The 19,858-nt window shown below is 63.0% G+C and carries 20 protein-coding genes; 16 read left to right on the plus strand and 4 right to left on the minus strand.

Annotated elements, in window-relative coordinates; translation table 11 throughout:
* Positions 1 to 297: 297 nt before the first annotated feature.
* Positions 298 to 861: an elongation factor P gene (efp, locus tag RGQ15_RS03840; RefSeq protein ID WP_311158903.1), complete on the plus strand. Its 564-nt coding sequence runs from the start codon at positions 298 to 300 to the stop codon at positions 859 to 861.
* Between the two features lie 157 nt (positions 862 to 1,018).
* On the plus strand, positions 1,019 to 1,321 hold the full coding sequence (locus tag RGQ15_RS03845; RefSeq protein ID WP_311158904.1) for a GNAT family N-acetyltransferase: 303 nt from the start codon (positions 1,019 to 1,021) through the stop codon (positions 1,319 to 1,321).
* A 10-nt stretch (positions 1,322 to 1,331) separates the two neighbouring features.
* Here the strand turns inward: RGQ15_RS03845 and RGQ15_RS03850 are convergent, their stop codons facing one another.
* The gene (locus RGQ15_RS03850; RefSeq protein WP_311158905.1) at positions 1,332 to 2,291 is read right to left on the minus strand and encodes a LysR family transcriptional regulator; all 960 of its coding nucleotides are present in this window, start codon (positions 2,289 to 2,291) and stop codon (positions 1,332 to 1,334) included.
* A gap of 258 nt (positions 2,292 to 2,549) precedes the next feature.
* Between RGQ15_RS03850 and chvE the strand changes: the two genes are divergently transcribed.
* The 14 genes from chvE (at position 2,550) to ltnD (ending at position 17,255) form a co-directional block, all read left to right on the plus strand.
* Positions 2,550 to 3,614, plus strand: a complete 1,065-nt coding sequence (gene chvE, locus RGQ15_RS03855) for a multiple monosaccharide ABC transporter substrate-binding protein (protein ID WP_311158906.1) — start codon at positions 2,550 to 2,552, stop codon at positions 3,612 to 3,614.
* Between the two features lie 80 nt (positions 3,615 to 3,694).
* Entirely contained in the window at positions 3,695 to 5,269 is a 1,575-nt protein-coding gene (gene mmsA / locus RGQ15_RS03860) for a multiple monosaccharide ABC transporter ATP-binding protein (protein ID WP_311158907.1), read from the plus strand.
* Positions 5,262 to 6,446 (plus strand): multiple monosaccharide ABC transporter permease, encoded by a 1,185-nt coding sequence (gene mmsB, locus RGQ15_RS03865; RefSeq protein WP_311158908.1) that lies wholly within the window; start codon positions 5,262 to 5,264, stop codon positions 6,444 to 6,446. Before mmsA ends, mmsB begins: the two co-directional genes overlap by 8 nt.
* Entirely contained in the window at positions 6,446 to 8,188 is a 1,743-nt protein-coding gene (gene araD / locus RGQ15_RS03870; RefSeq protein WP_311158909.1) for an L-arabinonate dehydratase, read from the plus strand. Before mmsB ends, araD begins: the two co-directional genes overlap by 1 nt.
* Positions 8,175 to 9,107, plus strand: coding sequence for a Gfo/Idh/MocA family protein (locus RGQ15_RS03875; RefSeq protein WP_311158910.1), 933 nt, complete (start codon positions 8,175 to 8,177; stop codon positions 9,105 to 9,107). The genes araD and RGQ15_RS03875 overlap by 14 nt, the downstream gene beginning before the upstream one ends.
* Positions 9,101 to 10,003, plus strand: coding sequence for a 2-dehydro-3-deoxygalactonokinase (locus tag RGQ15_RS03880; protein ID WP_311158911.1), 903 nt, complete (start codon positions 9,101 to 9,103; stop codon positions 10,001 to 10,003). Before RGQ15_RS03875 ends, RGQ15_RS03880 begins: the two co-directional genes overlap by 7 nt.
* Positions 10,000 to 10,596, plus strand: a complete 597-nt coding sequence (locus RGQ15_RS03885; protein WP_311158912.1) for a 2-dehydro-3-deoxy-6-phosphogalactonate aldolase — start codon at positions 10,000 to 10,002, stop codon at positions 10,594 to 10,596. The genes RGQ15_RS03880 and RGQ15_RS03885 overlap by 4 nt, the downstream gene beginning before the upstream one ends.
* Positions 10,593 to 11,438, plus strand: a complete 846-nt coding sequence (locus RGQ15_RS03890) for an SMP-30/gluconolactonase/LRE family protein (RefSeq protein ID WP_311158913.1) — start codon at positions 10,593 to 10,595, stop codon at positions 11,436 to 11,438. The genes RGQ15_RS03885 and RGQ15_RS03890 overlap by 4 nt, the downstream gene beginning before the upstream one ends.
* Positions 11,438 to 12,445 carry an aldose epimerase family protein gene (locus RGQ15_RS03895; RefSeq protein ID WP_311158914.1) on the plus strand — a complete coding sequence of 336 codons (1,008 nt, stop codon included), beginning with the start codon at positions 11,438 to 11,440 and terminating at the stop codon, positions 12,443 to 12,445. The genes RGQ15_RS03890 and RGQ15_RS03895 overlap by 1 nt, the downstream gene beginning before the upstream one ends.
* Before the next feature lie 44 nt (positions 12,446 to 12,489).
* Positions 12,490 to 13,248, plus strand: coding sequence for a GntR family transcriptional regulator (locus RGQ15_RS03900; protein WP_311158915.1), 759 nt, complete (start codon positions 12,490 to 12,492; stop codon positions 13,246 to 13,248).
* Between the two features lie 99 nt (positions 13,249 to 13,347).
* On the plus strand, positions 13,348 to 14,322 hold the full coding sequence (locus RGQ15_RS03905; protein ID WP_311158916.1) for a Bug family tripartite tricarboxylate transporter substrate binding protein: 975 nt from the start codon (positions 13,348 to 13,350) through the stop codon (positions 14,320 to 14,322).
* Positions 14,323 to 14,390: 68 nt separating this feature from the next.
* Positions 14,391 to 14,864 carry a tripartite tricarboxylate transporter TctB family protein gene (locus RGQ15_RS03910; protein WP_311158917.1) on the plus strand — a complete coding sequence of 158 codons (474 nt, stop codon included), beginning with the start codon at positions 14,391 to 14,393 and terminating at the stop codon, positions 14,862 to 14,864.
* A 7-nt stretch (positions 14,865 to 14,871) separates the two neighbouring features.
* Entirely contained in the window at positions 14,872 to 16,365 is a 1,494-nt protein-coding gene (locus RGQ15_RS03915) for a tripartite tricarboxylate transporter permease (protein WP_311158918.1), read from the plus strand.
* Positions 16,362 to 17,255: an L-threonate dehydrogenase gene (ltnD, locus tag RGQ15_RS03920; protein ID WP_311158919.1), complete on the plus strand. Its 894-nt coding sequence runs from the start codon at positions 16,362 to 16,364 to the stop codon at positions 17,253 to 17,255. The genes RGQ15_RS03915 and ltnD overlap by 4 nt, the downstream gene beginning before the upstream one ends.
* Here the strand turns inward: ltnD and RGQ15_RS03925 are convergent.
* From RGQ15_RS03925 to RGQ15_RS03935, 3 genes are read right to left on the minus strand one after another with little or no spacing between them, the layout of a single operon-like run.
* Positions 17,252 to 18,007, minus strand: coding sequence for a hydroxypyruvate isomerase family protein (locus tag RGQ15_RS03925; protein ID WP_311158920.1), 756 nt, complete (start codon positions 18,005 to 18,007; stop codon positions 17,252 to 17,254). The genes ltnD and RGQ15_RS03925 overlap by 4 nt on opposite strands.
* A gap of 53 nt (positions 18,008 to 18,060) precedes the next feature.
* Positions 18,061 to 18,903: an ureidoglycolate lyase gene (locus RGQ15_RS03930; RefSeq protein ID WP_311158921.1), complete on the minus strand. Its 843-nt coding sequence runs from the start codon at positions 18,901 to 18,903 to the stop codon at positions 18,061 to 18,063.
* Positions 18,900 to 19,844: a DMT family transporter gene (locus RGQ15_RS03935; protein ID WP_311158922.1), complete on the minus strand. Its 945-nt coding sequence runs from the start codon at positions 19,842 to 19,844 to the stop codon at positions 18,900 to 18,902. The genes RGQ15_RS03930 and RGQ15_RS03935 overlap by 4 nt, the downstream gene beginning before the upstream one ends.
* Positions 19,845 to 19,858 lie beyond the last annotated feature (14 nt).

The raw sequence follows: 19,858 nt of genomic DNA on the forward strand, positions 1-19,858 counted from the left end.
GCCTGACCGTGAAGTCGCCTTGACTGGCGAAGCACAGCGGGATTAGCCGATTCCGCTGCTGATTCGGTATGCCTCAACCCACATGACTGCCATGCGCCCCATGCAAACCCAAGCAAACTCAATCTAGCTTGCGCTTGCTGACGCTTTGAAGACACCTCGGAAAGCCCCGCCAGACCTTGACAACGCCGAAAAGACGTTTCGGTTGCGGCGGAACATGCTCGCAGATATAGGTTCGCGCGACCGCGGTTCAAGATGACGAGCCGCAGGTTTCCCACAACTTCCGCAAGGTAAACCTGAATGGCCAAGATTAATGGCAATGAAATCAAGCCGGGCTTCGTGTTGGAGCATGACGGCGGGCTCTGGGCAGCGGTCAAGGTGAGCCATGTCAAACCCGGCAAGGGCGGCGCTTTCGCTCAGGTCGAGTTGAAGAATCTTCGAGACGGACGCAAGCTGAACGAGCGTTTCCGGTCGGAAGACAAGGTCGATCAGGTCCGTCTCGACAACAAGGACCAGCAGTTTCTTTACGAGACCGACGGTCGACTGGTGTTCATGGACAATGAAACCTTCGAGCAGATCGAGCTGGACGCCGAGTTGCTGGGCGATCGCCGTCCGTTCCTGCAGGATGGCATGACCGCCACCGTCGAATATTACGGCGATGAAGCTCTTTCCGTGCGCATCCCCCAGAAAGTCGTCTGCCGCGTCGCGGAAACCGAGCCAGTCCTGAACGGCCAGACCGCCGCGAAAAGCTTCAAGCCCGCGATCCTCGACAATGGCGTGCGCGTGATGATCCCGCCCTTCGTGGGTGTTGATGAGGATATCGTCGTGAACACCGAGCTTTTCGAATATTCGGAACGCGCCTGACCACGGCTCTTGAAGCTCAATGCGACTTGCGTGGGCCGATTGCGGCCCCGCTGCGCAAATTCCCGTGAAAGACAGGCAAGTTTCTGCCATACGGGACCTCGTTCGGGACCCGAAAAACCGTCTTGGGCGTTGCAATGCGACGAAGACGGAGAGACTGATGTCGCAACCCCTGATACATGTTGCCCACGAAGATTACGGTACATCCGGCCGCTACATTGCTTCGATTGATGGAACCGAAGGCGAGGCCGAACTGACCTGGCGGTCTGGTGGACCCGGGATCATCGTGGCGGATCATACCTACGCCCCCAATGCCATGCGCGGAACCGGCGCTGCGACGGCGCTTGTCCAGCGCCTGATCGAGGATGCCCGGCGCAACGGACTTCTGATCGTGCCCTCATGCACCTATGTACGAGCGCAATTCGCCCGGCACCCCGAATGGCAGGATCTCCGGGCGGGCTGAGCGCACGCGATCAGGCGTGGCGAAGTCGCAGCCCTTCGCGAAGGACATTCAGAAACAACTGTGCGGCCGGTGTCGGAACCCGATCCCTGAGCGTCACGATCGAATACGGCGCCACCTGCAGTTCGGGTGCGACCCGCAACGCCCGGATTGGCGCTTCGCCTGACTCCTTCGAGAACAGCTCGGCCGCCGCGGTCGAAAGGATACCGACCGCCTGAGAACGCATCACGAAGGCCAATGTCAGCGTGAGCGAGGCCGTCGCGATGATGGTGCGGGGCATGCCCAGTCCCCGGTCCGTGAGATAGCGCTCGACCGCGCCGCGAAGCATGCTTCCCGTGGGCTGCATCACCCAGTCATATTCGAGGCAGTCGCGCAATTCGCATCGCTTCAGGCGTGCCAGCGGGTGATCGCTGTTGACGATCAGCGACAGCGGCTCGGGACCGATCGGCGTCAGGTCGAACGCTGTGGCATCCGTGCCATCGGGAACGCGACCAAGATAGAGATCAAGCCGACCCGACAACAGTTCCGCGGCAAGTCGGTCGCTCGAGGAGACGTCGATATGGACGCGCAGATGCGGTTCCGACTGCTCGAGACTTCGGACGATGGGCAATACCAGGTCGAGCGAAGGGCCGGACACCGAACCAAGATGGACCGCGCCGACCTTGCCTCGGTCGATGTCGCGCACCTCCCGACCCGCGATATCCAGATCTCTCAGCATCGAACGCGCCCGTGATGCCAGGCGTTCTCCGGCGGCGGTCAGTGTCACGCCCCGACTGTGACGCCGCGTAAGTTGCGCACCGACGATCCGCTCAAGGTCCGAAAGCAGCCGTGATGCGGCCGGCTGGGTGATATTCATCATTGCCGCCGCCAGACTAAGCTGCCCGCTGCGCTCAACCGCGACCAGCAAAGCCAATTGCCGCAGTTTGATGCCCCGAGAGACAAGTTCGTCACCCAGATCGCGATTCCCACGCATCTCGTCACCGTATTCACATCTAAATGTTAGCGCTAAGATATATCATAAAAGGTATAACCGGCGACAGAAACCGAAATTGACGCCAACAAGGCCGAAACGATAGCTTACGTCGCAGGCAAGCGGTGCAGAACATCGCTGCTGCGGTCAGCGGTATCGGGAAGGGCTCGGCCGGATCGCAACATTGGGGGGATACACCGGAAGATCCAACAGGCGCCGCAAAGCGCCGTCTTCTGCCGTGTCCATATAACGGGAGGAAATATGTTCACCCTCAAGAAACTCGCCCTCGCCGCTGCTTCGGTCGCGGTTCTTTCGGTGCCCGGCTTCGCGCTGGCAGACGGCCTGGTCGGCATCTCGATGCCCACGAAGACCTCGGCGCGCTGGATCGCTGACGGCGATAACATGGTCAAGCAGTTCCAGGACGCGGGCTATGAAACGGATCTGCAATATGCAGATGACGACATCCCGAACCAGCTTGCCCAGATCGAGAACATGATCACCAAGGGCGTCAATGTGCTGGTCATCGCGGCGATCGACGGCACCACCCTGTCGAACGCGCTGGCAAACGCCAAGGCCGCCGACATCAAGGTGATCGCGTATGACCGCCTGATCCGCGACACGCCGGATATCGACTATTACGCCACCTTCGACAACTTCAAGGTCGGTGTCGAGCAGGCCAGCACCCTGGTGAATGGTCTGGAAGAGCGCTTCCCGGACGAAAAGCCGTGGAATGTCGAACTGTTCGGTGGCAGCCCGGACGACAACAACGCCTATTTCTTCTACGACGGCGCGATGTCGGTCCTGCAACCGCTCATCGACGACGGCTCGATCGTGATCCCGTCGGGCCAGCAGGGCATGGACAAGGTCGGCACGCTGCGCTGGGACCCGGCCACCGCCCAGTCCCGCATGGATAACATCCTGTCGGCCAATTACACCGACAAGCATGTCAACGGCGTCCTGTCGCCCTATGACGGTCTGTCGATCGGTATCCTGTCCTCGCTCAAGGGTGTGGGCTACGGCTCGGGCGACCTGAAAATGCCCATCGTGTCGGGTCAGGACGCCGAACTGCAATCGGTCAAGTCGATCCTGTCGGGCGAGCAGTACTCGACCATCTTCAAGGACACCCGCGAACTCGCCAAGGTCACCGTCGGCATGGTCGACGCCATGATCAAGGGCGAAGAGCCGCAGGTGAACGACACCGAAACCTACGACAACGGCGTGAAAGTCGTTCCGTCCTACCTGCTGGAGCCGGTGGCAGTGACCGAATCGAACCTGAAAGAGGTTCTGGTCGGGTCGGGCTACTACACCGAAGATCAGCTGAAGTAATCTTATCAACCTGCGCCGCCGCAAGGGGACCACATCCCTTTGCGGCGGCGTAATCCTTTAGCCAGGGGCAGAAGGTAACGATGGACGCCATTCTGGAAATGCGGGGAATTACCAAGGAATTCCCCGGGGTCAAAGCCCTCGACAACGTCAACATGGTGGTCAGGCGCGGCGAGATTCGCGCGCTTTGCGGCGAAAACGGAGCGGGAAAGTCCACCCTGATGAAGGTGCTTTCGGGCGTCTATCCGCATGGCTCATATGACGGCGAGATACTCTACAAGGGAAAGCCTGTCGCATTCCGCGGCATTCCCGACAGTGAGGAACTGGGCATCGTCATCATCCACCAGGAACTTGCCCTGGTGCCGCAGATGTCGATCGCCGAAAACATCTTCCTGGGTAACGAGATCGCCCATCGCGGCGTGATCGACCGCCATGAGACGAACCGCCGGACCGCCGAACTGCTGGCCAAGGTGGGTCTTCGCGAAAGTCCCGAGACGAAGGTGGGCGAACTGGGCATGGGCAAGCAACAGCTTGTCGAGATCGCCAAGGCGCTCTCCAAGAAAGTGGATCTGCTGATCCTCGACGAGCCCACCTCTTCGTTGAACGAACATGACAGCGCCGCCCTGCTGCGCCTGCTTGGGACTTTCCGCGAACAGGGCATGACGGCGATCATGATCTCGCACAAGCTCAATGAAATCTCCGAGGTCTGCGACAGCATCACGGTGCTGCGCGACGGCTCGACCGTGGCCCATCACCAGGGCATGGTTCCGGAAAGCCAGATCATCAAGGACATGGTCGGGCGCTCGATGAACGACCGCTATCCGCCGCGCGATCCCAAGATCGGCGAAACCATCATGGAGGTCCGCGACTGGACAGTCGCCGATCCGGGCCATGATGGCCGCATGATGGTCGACAATGCCAGTTTCGATCTGAAGCGCGGCGAAGTGCTGGGTATCGCGGGCCTGATGGGTGCGGGCCGCACCGAACTCGCGATGAGCATGTTCGGCCGTTCGGTCGGCGATTTCCGCAAGGGCTCGGTCAAGATCCACGGCAAGGACGTCGACGTGAGCACCGTGTCGAAGGCGATCAAGGCGGGTCTTGCCTATGTCACCGAAGACCGCAAGTCGCTGGGTCTCGTGCTGGACGACTCGATCCGGCGCAACATTCCGCTTGCGAACCTTGCCGGCGTGTCCAGGCGCGGCGTCATCGACCGCCACAAGGAAGGGCAGATCGCGCAGGATTACCGCAAGGCGATCAACATTCGCGCCCCGTCCATCGACCAGGCGACCGTCAATCTCTCGGGCGGCAACCAGCAGAAGGTGGTGCTGTCCAAATGGCTCTTCTCGGAGCCCGAGATCCTGATCCTCGACGAACCGACCCGCGGCATCGACGTGGGCGCGAAATACGAGATCTACACCATCATCCGTGACCTCGCGGCCACGGGTAAGTCCATCATCGTGATTTCTTCCGAAATGCCCGAGCTTTTGGGCATCACCGACCGCGTCCTCGTGATGAACGAGGGGCGCCTCGTGGGCGAAATGCCCACCTCCGAGGCCACCCAGGAACGCATCATGTCGGTCATCATCAACTCGGGCCACGACCTGACCGAGGAAGACATCACCCCCGAAGAGATCGAGGCAGAGAGCGCCCATGTCTGATACCACAACCGATCGCGGCAGCGACACCTTCGGCTTCATCCGCCGCAACATCCGCCAATACGGCATTCTCTTTGCCTTGGTCGTCATCATGGCGTTCTTCCAGGTCGTGACCGGCGGGATCCTGTTCCGCCCGGTCAACCTGACGAACCTGTTCCTGCAAAACAGCCATATCGTCATCATGGCGGTCGGCATGCTTCTGGTGATCGTGGCGGGCCACATCGACCTGTCGGTCGGTTCGATCGCCGCCTTCGTCGGCGCGCTGGCGGCCATCATGATCGTCAAGATGGGCCTGCCGGTACCGCTGGTCGTGGTGCTGAGCCTCGTCGCTGGCGCCATCATCGGTGCGATCCAGGGCTATTGGATCGCCTATTGGAAGATCCCGTCCTTCATCGTCACGCTGGCGGGCATGCTCGTGTTCCGCGGGCTGACCATGTGGGCGCTGCAGGGCCAGTCGATCGGTCCCTTCCCGCGCGAATTCCAGATGATCGCATCGGGTTTCATTCCGGATGTGTTCGGGCCGGACAAGCCGAACACGCTTTCGCTGCTGCTGGGCTGGGGTGCGGCGCTCGCGATCCTGTGGATCCAGATCCGCAACCGCAAGCGCGAAGAAGCCGTGGGAATCGCAGATGAGCCCTTCGCCTTCTTCGTCGGCAAGAACGCCCTGATCTTCGTAGCCCTGGCCTGGATGACCTGGGCTCTGGCGAACTTCCGTGGCCTGCCGAACGTCTTCATGGTGATGGCCGTCCTCGTCGCGCTTTACGCCTTCATCTCGGAACGCACCACGCTTGGCCGCCGGATCTTCGCGATCGGTGGGAATGAAAAGGCCGCGAAGCTTTCGGGCATCAATGTCGAGCGCATCACCTTCCTGACTTTCATGAACATGGGCATGCTGGCGGCATTGGCTGGTCTGGTCGTTTCCGCCCGCCTGAACTCGGCCACTCCGAAGGCCGGCGTCGGCTTCGAACTCGACGTCATCGCGGCCGTCTTCATCGGCGGTGCATCCATGTCGGGCGGCGTGGGCACCGTGATCGGCGCGGTCGTCGGCGCCTTCATCATGGGCGTCATGAACAACGGCATGTCGATCCTCGGGATCGGTATCGATTACCAACAGGTCATCAAGGGCCTCGTCCTCATGGCCGCCGTCATCTTCGACGTCTCGAACAAGAGAAAAGCGTAATGTCCTTCAAACCTGCAGAATGGCCCCGCAAGCTGCGTTCGCAGCATTGGTATGGCGGAAACTCCCGCGACACGATCTACCATCGCGGCTGGCTCAAGAACCAAGGCTACCCGCATGACCTGTTCGACGGGCGTCCGGTCATCGGCATCCTGAACACCTGGTCCGACCTGACTCCCTGCAACGGCCACCTGCGCGAGCTGGCCGAAAAGGTGAAGGCCGGGATCTGGGAAGCCGGTGGCTTCCCGGTCGAGGTCCCGGTGTTCTCGGCCTCGGAAAATACCTTCCGCCCGACCGCGATGATGTATCGCAACCTCGCCGCCATGGCGGTCGAGGAGGCGATGCGCGGCCAGCCGATCGACGGCGCCGTACTGATGGTCGGCTGCGACAAGACCACGCCCTCGCTGCTGATGGCCGCGGCCTCGGTCGACATTCCGTCGATCGTCGTCACCGGCGGCCCGATGCTGAACGGCTGGTTCCGCGGCGAGCGCATCGGCTCGGGCACGCATCTGTGGAAATTCAGCGAGGCCGTGAAGGCTGGCGAGATGACGCAGGATGAGTTCCTTGAAGCCGAGCAGGCGATGAGCCGTTCGTCCGGCACCTGCAACACCATGGGCACCGCGTCCACGATGGCGTCGATGGCGGAAGCCCTCGGAATGGCGCTTTCCGGCAATGCCGCCATCCCGGCGGTCGATAGCCGCCGCCGCGTCATGGCGCAGATGACCGGCCGCCGCATCGTGCAGATGGTCAAGGACGACTTGAAGCCCAGCGACATCATGACCAAGGAAGCCTTCGAGAACGCGATCCGCTGCAATGGCGCGATCGGGGGCTCGACCAATGCCGTAGTCCACCTGCTCGCCATGGCGGGCCGCACCGGCATCGAGCTGACGCTGGACGACTGGGATCGCTGCGGCCGCGACGTCGCGACCATCGTGAACCTGATGCCGTCCGGCAAATACCTGATGGAAGAGTTCTTCTATGCCGGCGGCCTGCCCGTCGTGCTGAAGCATCTGGGCGAAGCGGGTCTGCTGCACAAGGACGCGCTGACCGTCTCGGGCGAAAGCATCTGGGACGAGGTCAAGGACGCCAAGAACTGGAACGAGGATGTCATCCTGCCGGTCGAGAAGGCCTTGACCCAGCAGGGCGGCATCGCCGTCCTCAAGGGCAATCTCGCGCCGCTCGGCGCGGTGCTGAAGCCCTCGGCCGCCTCTCCCCACCTGATGCAGCACCGTGGCCGCGCCGTGGTCTTCGAGGACATCGACGACTACAAGGCCCGCATCAACGATGACGCGCTCGACATCGACGAGACCTGCATCATGGTCATGAAGAACTGCGGTCCCAAGGGCTATCCGGGCATGGCCGAGGTCGGCAACATGGGCCTGCCGCCCAAGGTGCTGAAGAAGGGCATCACCGACATGGTCCGCATCTCGGATGCGCGCATGTCGGGCACCGCCTATGGCACCGTCGTCCTGCACACATCGCCGGAAGCCGCGCGCGGCGGTCCGCTGGCGATCGTTCGTACCGGAGATTTCATCGAACTGGACGTGCCGAACCGCCGCCTCCATCTCGACCTGTCGGACGAGGAGATCGCCGCCCGTCTGGCCGACTGGAAGAACCCGGTCGAGCCGCCTGCCTCGGGCTATGCCCGCATGTTCCATGAACATGTCGAGGGCGCGGATACCGGCGCGGACTTCGACTTCCTGAAAGGGTGCCGCGGCAGCGAGGTGGGTCGTGACAGCCACTGATCTCGCCATCATCGGCTTCGGCAAGATCGCCCGCGAACAGCACCGCCCGGCGTTGGAGGCCTCGGAGGCCTTCAACCTCGCGGCGACGGTCGATCCGTTCAACAGCGCCGAAGGCATCGCCGCCTATCAGGACGTGACCAGCTTCCTGGCCGAGCGCCCGGAAGTCGGCGCGGTCGCGCTGTGCACGCCGCCGCAGGTCCGCTTCGCGGTCGCCCGCGAGGCGCTGCTGGCCGGTCGCCATGTGCTTCTGGAAAAGCCGCCGGGAACCACGGTGTCCGAGGTGATGACGCTGGAACGCATCGCGCGCGAAAAGGGAAAGACCCTGTTCACCGCATGGCACAGCCAGTTCGCGCCCGGCATTCCCGGCGCGCGGGACTGGCTCTCCAGCCGCAAGATCACCGCGATCACGGTGACCTGGCGCGAGGACGTCCGCCGCTGGCATCCCGGCCAGGACTGGATCTTCGCCCCCGGCGGGACCGGCGTCTTCGATCCCGGCATCAACGCCTATTCGATCCTGACCTATATCCTGCCGGTCGGTCTTTACACGACCGAGGCGACGCTGGAATTCCCGGAAAACCGCGACACCCCGATCGCGGCGCAGCTCAAGATGCTGACCGAGGAAGGCGCGCCCGTCGCGCTGGACTTCGACTTCCGCGAGACCGGCGTGCAGACCTGGGACATGCGGATCGAGACCGACAACGGCGTGATGGAGCTGTCGCAGGGCGGCGCGACCATCACCGCCGATGGCGAGGTGCTTTCGGCCGAGGGGGCGCTTGCGGGCGAGTATGACCGCATCTATGCCCGCTTCGCCGAGCTGATCGCGGCGGGCGAAAGCGATGTCGACGTGGCCCCCTTCCGCCATGTCGCCGATGCGATGATGCTGGGCCGCCGCGTCCAGACGGACGCCTTCGAATGGTGAGGCCCGACTGGATCGCAGTCGATTGGGGCACCACCCGGCTGCGCGTCTGGGCCATGCAGGGTTCCGAGGTGCTGGAAAACCGCGCCTCGGACAAGGGGATGGGTAGCCTGACCCCGGAGGGCTTCGAACCGGCCCTGCTGGATCTGGTCGAGGATTGGCTGGGCGACCAGCCGGTCCCGGTCATCGCCTGCGGCATGGTCGGCGCGCGCACCGGCTGGGTCGAGGCGGAATACCGCCCCACACCCTGCACCCCGCTTGATCCGCTGCGCGCGACCCGGCCTCAGGTCGAGGACACGCGGCTGGAGGTTCATATCCTGCCGGGCCTGTCGCAAAGCGACCCGCCCGACGTGATGCGTGGCGAAGAAACACAGATCGCAGGCTTTCTCGCGCAGAACCCGGATTTCGAAGGCACGTTGTGCCTGCCCGGCACGCATTGCAAATGGGTCGTCGTCTCGAATGGCGAGGTCGAGAGCTTCCATACTTTCATGACGGGCGAGATATACGCCCTGCTTTCACGGCAGTCGGTCCTGCGCCTGACCATCGGCGATGCCGTGCCTGATCGCGAAGAATTCGCCGAGGCGGCCGGGCAGGCCCGGGAAAATGCCGAACTGATGCCATCGGCGCTCTTCCCGCTGCGTGCGGCGGCACTGCTTGAGGGTCTGACCCCCGAACAGGGCGCGGGCCGGCTGTCGGGATTGCTTGTCGGTTCGGAACTGGCTGCGGCACGTCCCCTTTGGGAAGACCGCCAAGTCGTCATCATCGGCGCACCCGAACTTTCGGCGCTCTATGCGCATAGCTTGACGCAAGCGGGCGCGGACGCCCATGAAATGGATGGCGGTGCGCTTGTCCTTGCCGGACTGACCGCCGCCGCATCGGCCCTGACGAGGACAGAATGACCCAGCCCATCATCGCCATTCTGCGCGGCCTGACGCCAGCAGACGCGCTGGCCGTCGGCCAGGCCCTGATCGACGCCGGAATTGACCGGATCGAGGTGCCGTTGAATTCCCCCGATCCGCTGGAAAGCATCCGCCTGATGGCGACGGCCTTCGGCGGCCGCGCCACGATCGGAGCCGGGACCGTCCTGACGATCGAGGATGTGGCGCGCATTGCCGATGCGGGTGGGCGCATGATCGTTTCGCCCAACACGAATCCAGAGGTGATCCGCGAAACGCGACGGCTGGGGATGGAATCCTATCCGGGCGTCTTTACCGCCACCGAATGTTTTTCGGCGATCGAGGCCGGCGCGACCGGACTGAAGCTTTTCCCTGCCGATCAGGCCGGAACCGGCGCACTCAAGGCGCTGCGTGCGGTTCTGCCCAAGGACATGCCGGTCTATGCGGTAGGTGGCGTCGGCCCTTCGAATTTCGCCGAATGGATCGCGGCTGGCGCCCAGGGCTTTGGCATCGGCAGTTCGCTCTACAAGCCGGGCGAAACTGCGGAACTGGTGGCAAGCCGCGCGCGCGAATTGGTCGCGGCCCTGCCCGCATGAGATACACGCTTTTCGATCCGCGCCCCTGCCTTCTGGGCGAAGGTGCATTCTGGCACCCCGAACGCCAGCAGGCCTTCTGGTTCGACATCCTCAATCGAAGGATGCTTAGCCGAAAGGCCGGGCGCGAGATGGAATGGCGCTTCGACGAACGTGTCTCTGCGGCGGGCTGGATCGACCATGACACGCTGCTCATCGCGAGCGAAAAGGCGCTGTTCCGCTTTGACCTGCGCGACGGTTCGCGTGTCGATCTGGTGGCGCTTGAGGCAGACCGGCCGGACACCCGCTCGAATGACGGGCGTGCCGATCCGCAGGGCGGCTTCTGGATCGGCACGATGGCGGTGGATGCGCGCCCCGGACAGGGCGCAATCTATCGTTACTTCAAGGGTGAGCTGCGCAGGATTTTCGCACCGATCTCGATCAGCAACGCGATCTGCTTTTCTCCGGACGGCAAGCTTGCCTATTTCGCCGACACGGATGAGCAGATGGTTTGGGTTCACGATCTGGACGAAGACGGCTGGCCCGCGGGCGACAAGCGGGTCTTCCTGAACCTGCGCGGAACCGAAGAATATCCCGACGGCGCCGTGACAGATGCCGACGGCAATTTCTGGAACGCCCGCTGGGGATCCGGACGACTGGTCTGCCACGCGCCGGACGGGCGCGTTCTCGAAGAAATCGAGGTGCCTTCGAAACAGACCACCTGCCCCGCCTTCATCGGCGACAAGCTGGACCGCATCCTGCTGACCAGCGCCGCCGTCGACCTTGGCGGTCCTCAGGACGGGAGGAGCTGGATGATCCTGCCGGATTCAGCCAAGGGACGGCCTGAGCCGCGCGTGATTTTGTGATGCGTGAGAATTTCGGAACCCTGCCCGATGGGCAACTTGTCGAACGGCTGACCATCTCGGGCCATGGCCTGATGGCTTCGGTCATTACCCTGGGTGCCTCGCTGCAGGATCTCAGGCTGGCGGGTATCGGTCATCCGCTGGTTCTGGGCTACCCGACGCTTTCGCCCTATCTTTCCGAAGGGCGTTTCTTCGGGGCGATCGTCGGACGCTGCGCGAACCGGATCTCCAGCGGCGTGGCCGAGATAGAAGGCCGCACTTACGTGCTTGACCGAAACGAGCGCGATCGCACCACGCTGCATGGCGGCGCGGACGGCACCGGTCGGCGCAACTGGAAAGTTGTCGAGCAAGGCACGGATTTCGTGATCCTCGCCGATGAGCTTCCGGATGGCCATATGGGCTTTCCAGGTCGGCTCGAAGTGCGGGTCATCTACCGCATCCTGCCGGAACTCAGCCTGCAGATCACGATCGAAGCGAAATCGGACGCCACCACCCTGTGCAACTTCGCGCAGCACAGCTATTTCAACCTGGACGGCCAAAAGGATCTGTCGGATCACATCCTGTGCGTCCCTGCCAACACTTACCTGCCGGTGGATGGCGATCTCATCCCATTGGGCAGCCCCGCACCGGTCGAGGGAAGCCATCTCGACTTCCGTGAACCGGTCAGACTTGGGAATCGCCTTGGTGGAGAGCTGGTCGACCACAATCTTTGCGTATCGCTTGCTCGGACCGACACGCCCAAGCCCGTTGCCACACTGACGGCCGGAGAGCTTTCGATGCGCATCTTATCGACCGAGCCCGGATTGCAGGTCTATACCGCCGATCATCTTCAGCCCGGATCACAGGGAATTGGTGGCTTTCCCTATGGCAAGCATGCGGGCGTCGCGCTTGAATCGCAAGTCTGGCCGGACGCGATTCACCATCCGGACTACCCATCGGCCATTCTGCCCGCCGGCCAGAGCTATAGGCAGATTACAATCCTTTCCTTCGCAGTGCCGCGAGAGAGTTGACGCGATCGTCCTGATGCTTCGAGATGCGATCAGGAGGAGACATCATGACGAATACTGCATCCCCCGAGCGGTCAGCGCAGGCTGAAACGACATCCTCGACGAATGATCTGCCAGCGGCGGTGCAGATGCACAACGTGCTGCGCAGCCGGATCATCAGCGGAGATCTCGTGCCGGGCACCCGCCTCTCGGAACAGGAGATCGCGGATCAATACAAGCTGTCGCGCCAACCGGTCCGCGAAGCATTCATCCGCCTTGCGGGCGAGGGGTTGCTGGAGGTGAGACCACAGCGGGGCACCTTCGTCTCGCGCATCGACATGGACTGGGTGCTTGGAACACGTTTCATCCGGGAATCGGTCGAGGCGGATATCGCGCGCTTTGCCGCCCGACTTGCCCAGCCCCAACAGATCGTCACGTTGCGCGAGATCCTTGAGCGTCAGGCCGCCATTCCGCAGGGCGACGCCAAAGCGCTCGTGAGCGTCGACCAGGAATTTCATTATGCGCTTGCCGCGATCGCCGGGCAGACCCAGGCCTGGACGCATCTGCAGGGGCTCAAGGTGCATCTTGATCGCGTGCGCCATCTCGTTTCGGCCGTCACGCCCAAGGACATCATGCTGGATCAGCACCGGGCGGTGGTCGAGGCCATCGCAGATGGCGACCCCGACCGCGCCGAGGCGGCCATGCGCCTGCATCTGCGCCGCGTTTTCGGCGACCTGCCCGCAATCATGCAGCTCTCTCCGCAATATTTCGACAAGGTCGACCAGCTCGAAGCGTGTATGCATTACGATTCCGCCGAGAATGCCTGAACGTCGAACATAAGCCTCTGCGCGGTTGACAATGTATACATGAGGCACGATCCTCTCTCCTGGAGGAAAGGCGCAAACAGCGCCGAAAGGGAGAAGATCATGAAACGCAGAAACGTTCTGCCGCTGCTTGCGGCTGCGATGACGCTTGGCACCTTTGCGACGCCCGCGCTGGCCGAGTATCCCGAACGGCCCATCGAACTGATCGTGCCTTGGGGCGCAGGTGGCGGCACGGATGCAGTGGGGCGCATTTTCGGCCAGATCCTGCAGGAAGAACTGGGCAAGCCCGTCAACGTCGTGAACCGCACAGGCGGGTCGGGCGTGGTTGGCCATAGCGCGATCGCGAAGGCCAAGCCCGATGGCTACACAATCGGCGTCATGACCATCGAGATCGACATGATGCATTGGCAGGGTCTGACCGACCTGACCTACGAGGATTTCGACATCCTCGCGCTGGTGAATGCCGATCCGGGCGGGATCATGGTTGCCGCCGACAGTCCGTGGCAGACCGCAGCGGAATTGCGCGACACGATCAAGTCAGAACCGGCCGGCACGATCAAGGCATCGGGAACGGGTCAGGGAGGGATCTGGCACCTGAACCTGCTGGGTTGGCTGATGTCCGAGGACATCCCGGTCGATGCAGTGCCCTTCGTTCCCAGCCAGGGTGCGGCGGCCGGTCTGACCGACATGGTTGCAGGCGGGGTGCAGATGGTTCCATCGTCCCTGGCCGAGGGCCGCTCACTGATCGAGGCAGAACGCGTGCGCGCGTTGGCAAGCATGTCGGACGAACGCCAGGACATGTTCCCGGACGTCCCGACGCTCAAGGAAGCCACCGGATCGGAGTGGAAGCTTGCGGTCTGGCGCGCCATCGCCGCGCCCAAGGACATGCCCCCCGAAGCGCGTGAGCGCCTCGTCGAGGCGATCGAGAAAGCCTATAACAGCGAAACCTATCAGAACTTCATGAACGAGCGCGGCTTCGGTCTTCGCTGGGCAGGCCCCGAAGAGGCCACGGCCCTTGTCGCCGCCGACGATGCCAGCCTTGGCGAAGTGATGAAGAAAGCCGGCCTCGCCAAATGATCCCGTGACGTCGGGTCCGCGGGGCGCAATCCCGCGGCCCGATTTCCGCTGTTAGAGGAGTTTCCGGCATGAGACTGGGGGATCGCGCGCTTGGCGTGCTGACCTTGCTGGCGGGCGGCGCATTGTTCATCGCGTCGCTTCAGTTCTCGCCCATACCGGGCCAGAAATACGGCGCGGAGACATTGCCGCGCGTGGTGTCATTCCTTGCCGCGGGGATCGGCCTGTCGATGCTGATCAAGGGCATGGCCAGCGAAAAGGGCCAACGGCTGGTCGTTGTCTCGGATTGGGCGCGCAGTCCCGCCGCATGGGCGCGGCTCATCGGCGCGATCGCCCTCATCCTTGGCTACATCTGGTTTTCGGACCTGCTGGGCTTTCCGATCGCGGGCTTCGCGCTGGTATTCGCGCTGCTTCTGCTCGCCGGAACCCGACCGCTGCTCGCACTGCCCCTCGCCTTGGCGACCGTGATCATCCTTCAGCTTTCATTCGGAAAGCTGCTGCTCGTGCCGCTTCCGCGCGGCGAGTTCCTGAACCTTCCCTGGTAGGCTGAGCATGACCGCATTTTCGCAGGCCCTCGGCCTCGTCCTCGATCCTCAGGTCATCCTGGCGATGCTGGCTTCGGGCGCCTTCGGGCTGTTCGTCGGCGCCATTCCGGGACTGACCGCGACCATGGCTACGGCCCTTCTCGTTCCGATCACCTTCTTCATGGGGCCAATCCCGGCGATCGCCTCGATCGTCACCGCCGCCGCCATGGCGATCTTTGCCGGCGATATTCCGGGAGCCTTGCTGCGCATTCCCGGCACACCCGCCAGCGCCGCCTATGTCGATGACGCGCATCGCATGACGCGTTCGGGCCGCGCGCCCGAGGCGCTTGGCGCACTGCTGGTCTTTTCGGTGATCGGTGGCATCTTCGGCACCGTCGTGCTGATCCTCGCCTCGCCCATCCTCGCCGAGATCGCCCTGAAATTTTCGTCCTTCGAGTATTTCTGGCTGGTCGTTCTTGGCCTGTCTGCCGCAATCTTCGTGTCCCCCGGATCGGTCACGCGTGGGCTGATCGCCCTGACCATCGGATTGGTTGCGGCCTGCGTCGGCATGGACAACCCATCGGCCGAGCCGCGCTTCACCTTCGGCAATATCGACCTCCTGGGCGGGATCTCGTTCATTCCTGCGATGATCGGCCTTTTCGCCGCAGCCGAGGTCTTTCGTTATATTGTCCATGGCGGTTCTGCCGTCGCCCCGCAACACCCCGAAACCCGTGGCCTTTTCCGCACACAGATCGGCGTCATGCGCCGCTATCCGAAACAGGCCATCCGGGGCAGCATCCTTGGCACGGTCATCGGCGCATTGCCGGGCGCGGGCGCTGATATTGCAGCCTGGATATCATATGCCATGTCCAAGCGCCTGTCGCGCACGCCCGAAAAATTCGGCCACGGCCATGTCGAAGGGCTGGTAGAGGCCGGGGCTTCGAACAACGCCGCGGTCAGCGGTGCATGGATTCCCGCCCTGGTCTTCGGCATTCCGGGCGATTCGATCACCGCGATCGTCATCGGCGTGCTCTATATCAAGGGGATGAATCCCGGCCCCACGATCTTCATCAACCAGGCCGAGATGATCAACGCGCTGTTCATCGTCTTCCTGCTGGCGAACCTGCTGATGATCCCCTTGGGCTGGCTTGCGATCCGCGCCTCGTCCTGGCTGCTCGCCGTGCCTCAAAAGATCCTGATGCCGATCATCCTGATGTTCTGCATCGTGGGTTCATTCGCCATCACCAATTCCGTGTTCGGTATTGCTCTGATGCTGGGCTTCGGCGTGCTGGGCTTCCTGATGGAGGAAAACGACATCCCGATCGCCCCTGCCATACTTGGGCTGGTGCTGGGACCGCTGCTCGAACAGCACTTCATCACCTCGATGATCAAGTCTGACGGCAACCTGCTGGCCTTTTTCGAAAGGCCGATCGCGGCGGGGCTGGGGATCTTCACCATTCTCGTCTGGGCCTCGCCCCTGATCCGCAAGCTGGTCCTGCGCCGCAAGGAGGCCGTGTCATGAGCAATCTCTCCGCCGCAGTCATCGGCGTTGGCTCGATGGGGCTCGGCGCGGCACTGTCGCTTGCCCGCGCGGGATTTCACGTGCGCGGGGTCGACCTGAACCCGGCGCCGCTGGCCGAGCTTGCCTCCGCCGGGGGAATTCCGGCGCCAACTCCGGCGGAGGCTGCAACCGATGTGGATGTCCTATTCGTCTATGTCGTGAACGCGGCACAGACCCGAGCCGTTCTGTTCGGTGAGAAAGGCGCGGTGTCGACTGCGCGACCGGGCACCGTCTTTGTGCTCTGCCCGACCATGCAGCCCGATGACGCCGTGGCAATCGCGACCGAACTCTCTGCCGCCGGAATGGTCGCGATCGATGCCCCTGTCTCTGGCGGGGCGGCCAAGGCACGGGAAGGCGCGATCAGCATCATGGCCTCGGGACCGTCTGACGCGTTCGCCCGCATCGAGCCTGCCCTGGACGCGATTTCTGCACGCGTCTTCCGCTTGGGCGAAGAGCCTGGCGCGGGCAGCCGGATGAAGCTCATCAATCAGTTGCTCGCCGGGGTTCACATCGCTGCCATGGCCGAAGCGATGGTGCTGGCCGCCAAAAGTGGCCTCGACCTTCGAACGGTGCAGGACGTGATCACGGAATGCGCCGGCAATAGCTGGATGTTCCAGAATCGCGGACCGCAGGTGGTCTCGGGCGACTACACCCCCTTCTCGGCGGTCGATATCTTCGTCAAGGACTTGGGGATCGTCACCGAAGCCGCACAGTCGCTGGGCAGTCCAGTCCCGCTGGCCGATGCGTCGCTGGCGCTCTATCGCGCCGCATCGGAAGCGGGATTGGGGCGTGAGGCAGATGCCGCAATTGCCAAGATCCTGGCCGAACGAGCGGGCGCGAAGCTGCCCTAGATCGCGCGCAACCCGGACAGCCAATCCAGGCTTTCGCCGGTCGGCCCTATGGGCTTGTATTCGGCCCCCAAAGGCTTGCTCCAGCCCAGGTCGCGCAGGACAGCGCAGATATGGCGATAATCGACTTCGCCGTGATCGGGCGCACCTCGATCAGGGACAGAGGCGATCTGCACATGACCGATCACGGGCATCAGCCGTCCCAGACGACGGGTCAGATTGCCCTCCATGATCTGCAGATGATAGCAATCGAACATGAGCTTCAGGTTCGGACTCCCGGCCTGCTCGATCAGATGCAGCGCCTGATCTGAAGTCGAAAGGAAGTAGCCGGGCGCGTCATAACGGTTCAGCGGCTCGATCAAGACCGTCAGGTCCGGTGCCCGATCGCAGGCATAGGCCAGATTGGCAAGGAAGGTCCGCTCGGCCTGCGTCCCTTCCGCGACGCCCGCCATGACGTGAACGGCCCCGCAGCCGATGGCGCGTGCATAGGCAATGGCGCGGTCGATCTCGGCGCGTGCCTCGGCCTCGCGGCCCGGAATGGACGACAGCCCGTTCTCGCCGGGTTTGCCGCGCAGCGTATTGAGCCCCAGCATGACGAGTCCGGTTTCCGACAAGGCGGCGGCGACGGCTTCAGTCGCATGGTCATAAGGCCAATGGCATTCTACCGCATCGAACCCGGCGGCGGCGGCGGCGCGGATGGCGCCGGGCAGGGCCAGATCGGTCCACAAGAAGCCAAGATTGGCAGAAAACCGCATTCACTCCTCCCAATAGAAAAGGGCGGCGGGATCTCTCCCGCCGCCCGGATGGATCAGGCGCGGCGCACCTTCTGGGTCTGCTCGCCCAACCCCTCGATCCCGAGACGGATGGTTTCGCCGCCCTTCAGGTAGACCTGCGGGTTCTGGCCCATCCCGACGCCCGGAGGCGTGCCGGTGGTGATCACGTCGCCCGGCATCAGGGTCATCAGCTTTGAGCAATAGGATACCAGTTTCGCCACGCCGAAGATCATCGTCTTGGTCGAGCCGTCCTGATAGCGCTTGCCGTCGACTTCGAGCCACATCGACAGATTGCCAGCATCCGGAATCTCATCGCGGGTCACGACATAGGGACCGATCGGGCCGAACGTGTCGAAGCCCTTGCCCTTGTCCCAGGTCTGGCCACGCTCGAGCTGCCACTCGCGTTCCGACACGTCGTTGACGACGCAATAGCCCGCGACATGCTCAAGCGCCTCGTCCTCGGAGACGCTGCGCGCGGTCTTGCCGATGACGATGCCCAGCTCGACCTCCCAGTCGGTCTTGTTCGAGCCTTCGGGGATCATCACGTCGTCATTCGGTCCGACGATGCAGCTGGTCCACTTGTTGAACACCACCGGCTCGGCCGGGACGGGCATGCCGCTTTCCGCGGCGTGGTCGGCATAGTTCAGGCCGATCGCGATGAATTTGCGAACATGGCCCACACAGGCGCCGAAACGCGGCGAGCCCTCGACGACAGGCAGGGTCGAGACATCGATCGCGGCCAGCTTTGCAAGACCTTCGGGGGTCAGCACATCATCGGCGATATCGGCGACATGGCCCGACAGATCGCGGATCTTGCCTTCGGCATCCAAGAGGCCGGGCTTTTCCTGGCCCTCGGGGCCGTAACGCAGAAGTTTCATCTCTCCTCCTTCTTTCCTAGGTTCGGATCGGATTGTTGGGCACTTACCGCGATGGCGGAAGTGCGGATTGCGGCAATTCTCCTTCTTCGCCCAGAGAGCCAAAGCAGGATGCCGCCGGAAATGATGACGAGCGCACCCAGCAGGGTCGATGCCCCGGGCACCTGGCCAAAGACCAGATAGCCGGCGATGCTGGCGAAAAGCAGTTGCAGGTAGACGACAGGTGCCAGGACCGAGGCGTCCGCGATCCGATGCGCCAAGGTGACAAGGCTGTGGGACATGCCACCGATCACACCGATCAGGCACATCAGCAGCACGATCGTCAAGCTGGAAGGCGTCTGCCATTGCGCGAATGCGAAGGGCGCAAGGCAGATCGTTGCTATCCCGCTGGCCCAGATCTGCTGGGTCGCGGTCGATTCCGCAGCGAGCTTGCGGCTGAAGATGAAATAGAACGAGGTGCAGCAACAGGCGGCAAGCGAAAACAGCATCGCCGGATGGAATTCCGCATTCCAAGGCGCAACGACGATGAGAACCCCCGCAAACCCCAGCAGGATGGCGGCAAACTGCATCGCGCCTACCCTCTCGCCCAGCATGGGCACGGCAAGCAGCGTCACCAGAACCGGGCTTGCGAACATGATCGCGGTGACCGTGGTCAGTGGCAGGTAGCTGAGCCCGACGAAGTTCAGCGCCGTGCTGCCCAAGAGCGCAAGCGAGCGCAGAACCTGAAGCTTCGGGTTGATCGAGCGCAGGGCAGAGAACCCCTGCTTCGGCAGGACCGCCGCGAGCGTCACCGCAAGATGACCAAGATAGCGCACAAAGGCCACCTGCATGATCGCAAGTCCCGATCCGAGCAGCCATTTCGCCGTCGTGTCCTGTCCGGCAAACAGCATGACTGCCCCGGTCATCAGCATCATGCCCGTCAGATTGCCGCCCGCCTTCAACAATGTCTTTCGCCCCC

The sequence above is a fragment of the Paracoccus sp. MBLB3053 genome, assembly GCF_031822435.1.
Classification (GTDB): Bacteria; Pseudomonadota; Alphaproteobacteria; order Rhodobacterales; family Rhodobacteraceae; genus Paracoccus; species Paracoccus aurantius.

What these genes read in the sequence shown, in the direction of transcription:
- efp (WP_311158903.1), top strand. Translation starts at nt 298, where the DNA reads ATGGCCAAGATTAATGGCAATGAAATCAAGCCGGGCTTCGTGTTGGAG.
- RGQ15_RS03845 (WP_311158904.1), top strand. Translation starts at nt 1,019, where the DNA reads ATGTCGCAACCCCTGATACATGTTGCCCACGAAGATTACGGTACATCC.
- RGQ15_RS03850 (WP_311158905.1), bottom strand. Translation starts at nt 2,291, where the DNA reads ATGCGTGGGAATCGCGATCTGGGTGACGAACTTGTCTCTCGGGGCATC.
- chvE (WP_311158906.1), top strand. Translation starts at nt 2,550, where the DNA reads ATGTTCACCCTCAAGAAACTCGCCCTCGCCGCTGCTTCGGTCGCGGTT.
- mmsA (WP_311158907.1), top strand. Translation starts at nt 3,695, where the DNA reads ATGGACGCCATTCTGGAAATGCGGGGAATTACCAAGGAATTCCCCGGG.
- mmsB (WP_311158908.1), top strand. Translation starts at nt 5,262, where the DNA reads ATGTCTGATACCACAACCGATCGCGGCAGCGACACCTTCGGCTTCATC.
- araD (WP_311158909.1), top strand. Translation starts at nt 6,446, where the DNA reads ATGTCCTTCAAACCTGCAGAATGGCCCCGCAAGCTGCGTTCGCAGCAT.
- RGQ15_RS03880 (WP_311158911.1), top strand. Translation starts at nt 9,101, where the DNA reads ATGGTGAGGCCCGACTGGATCGCAGTCGATTGGGGCACCACCCGGCTG.
- RGQ15_RS03885 (WP_311158912.1), top strand. Translation starts at nt 10,000, where the DNA reads ATGACCCAGCCCATCATCGCCATTCTGCGCGGCCTGACGCCAGCAGAC.
- RGQ15_RS03890 (WP_311158913.1), top strand. Translation starts at nt 10,593, where the DNA reads ATGAGATACACGCTTTTCGATCCGCGCCCCTGCCTTCTGGGCGAAGGT.
- RGQ15_RS03895 (WP_311158914.1), top strand. Translation starts at nt 11,438, where the DNA reads ATGCGTGAGAATTTCGGAACCCTGCCCGATGGGCAACTTGTCGAACGG.
- RGQ15_RS03900 (WP_311158915.1), top strand. Translation starts at nt 12,490, where the DNA reads ATGACGAATACTGCATCCCCCGAGCGGTCAGCGCAGGCTGAAACGACA.
- RGQ15_RS03905 (WP_311158916.1), top strand. Translation starts at nt 13,348, where the DNA reads ATGAAACGCAGAAACGTTCTGCCGCTGCTTGCGGCTGCGATGACGCTT.
- RGQ15_RS03910 (WP_311158917.1), top strand. Translation starts at nt 14,391, where the DNA reads ATGAGACTGGGGGATCGCGCGCTTGGCGTGCTGACCTTGCTGGCGGGC.
- RGQ15_RS03915 (WP_311158918.1), top strand. Translation starts at nt 14,872, where the DNA reads ATGACCGCATTTTCGCAGGCCCTCGGCCTCGTCCTCGATCCTCAGGTC.
- ltnD (WP_311158919.1), top strand. Translation starts at nt 16,362, where the DNA reads ATGAGCAATCTCTCCGCCGCAGTCATCGGCGTTGGCTCGATGGGGCTC.
- RGQ15_RS03925 (WP_311158920.1), bottom strand. Translation starts at nt 18,007, where the DNA reads ATGCGGTTTTCTGCCAATCTTGGCTTCTTGTGGACCGATCTGGCCCTG.
- RGQ15_RS03930 (WP_311158921.1), bottom strand. Translation starts at nt 18,903, where the DNA reads ATGAAACTTCTGCGTTACGGCCCCGAGGGCCAGGAAAAGCCCGGCCTC.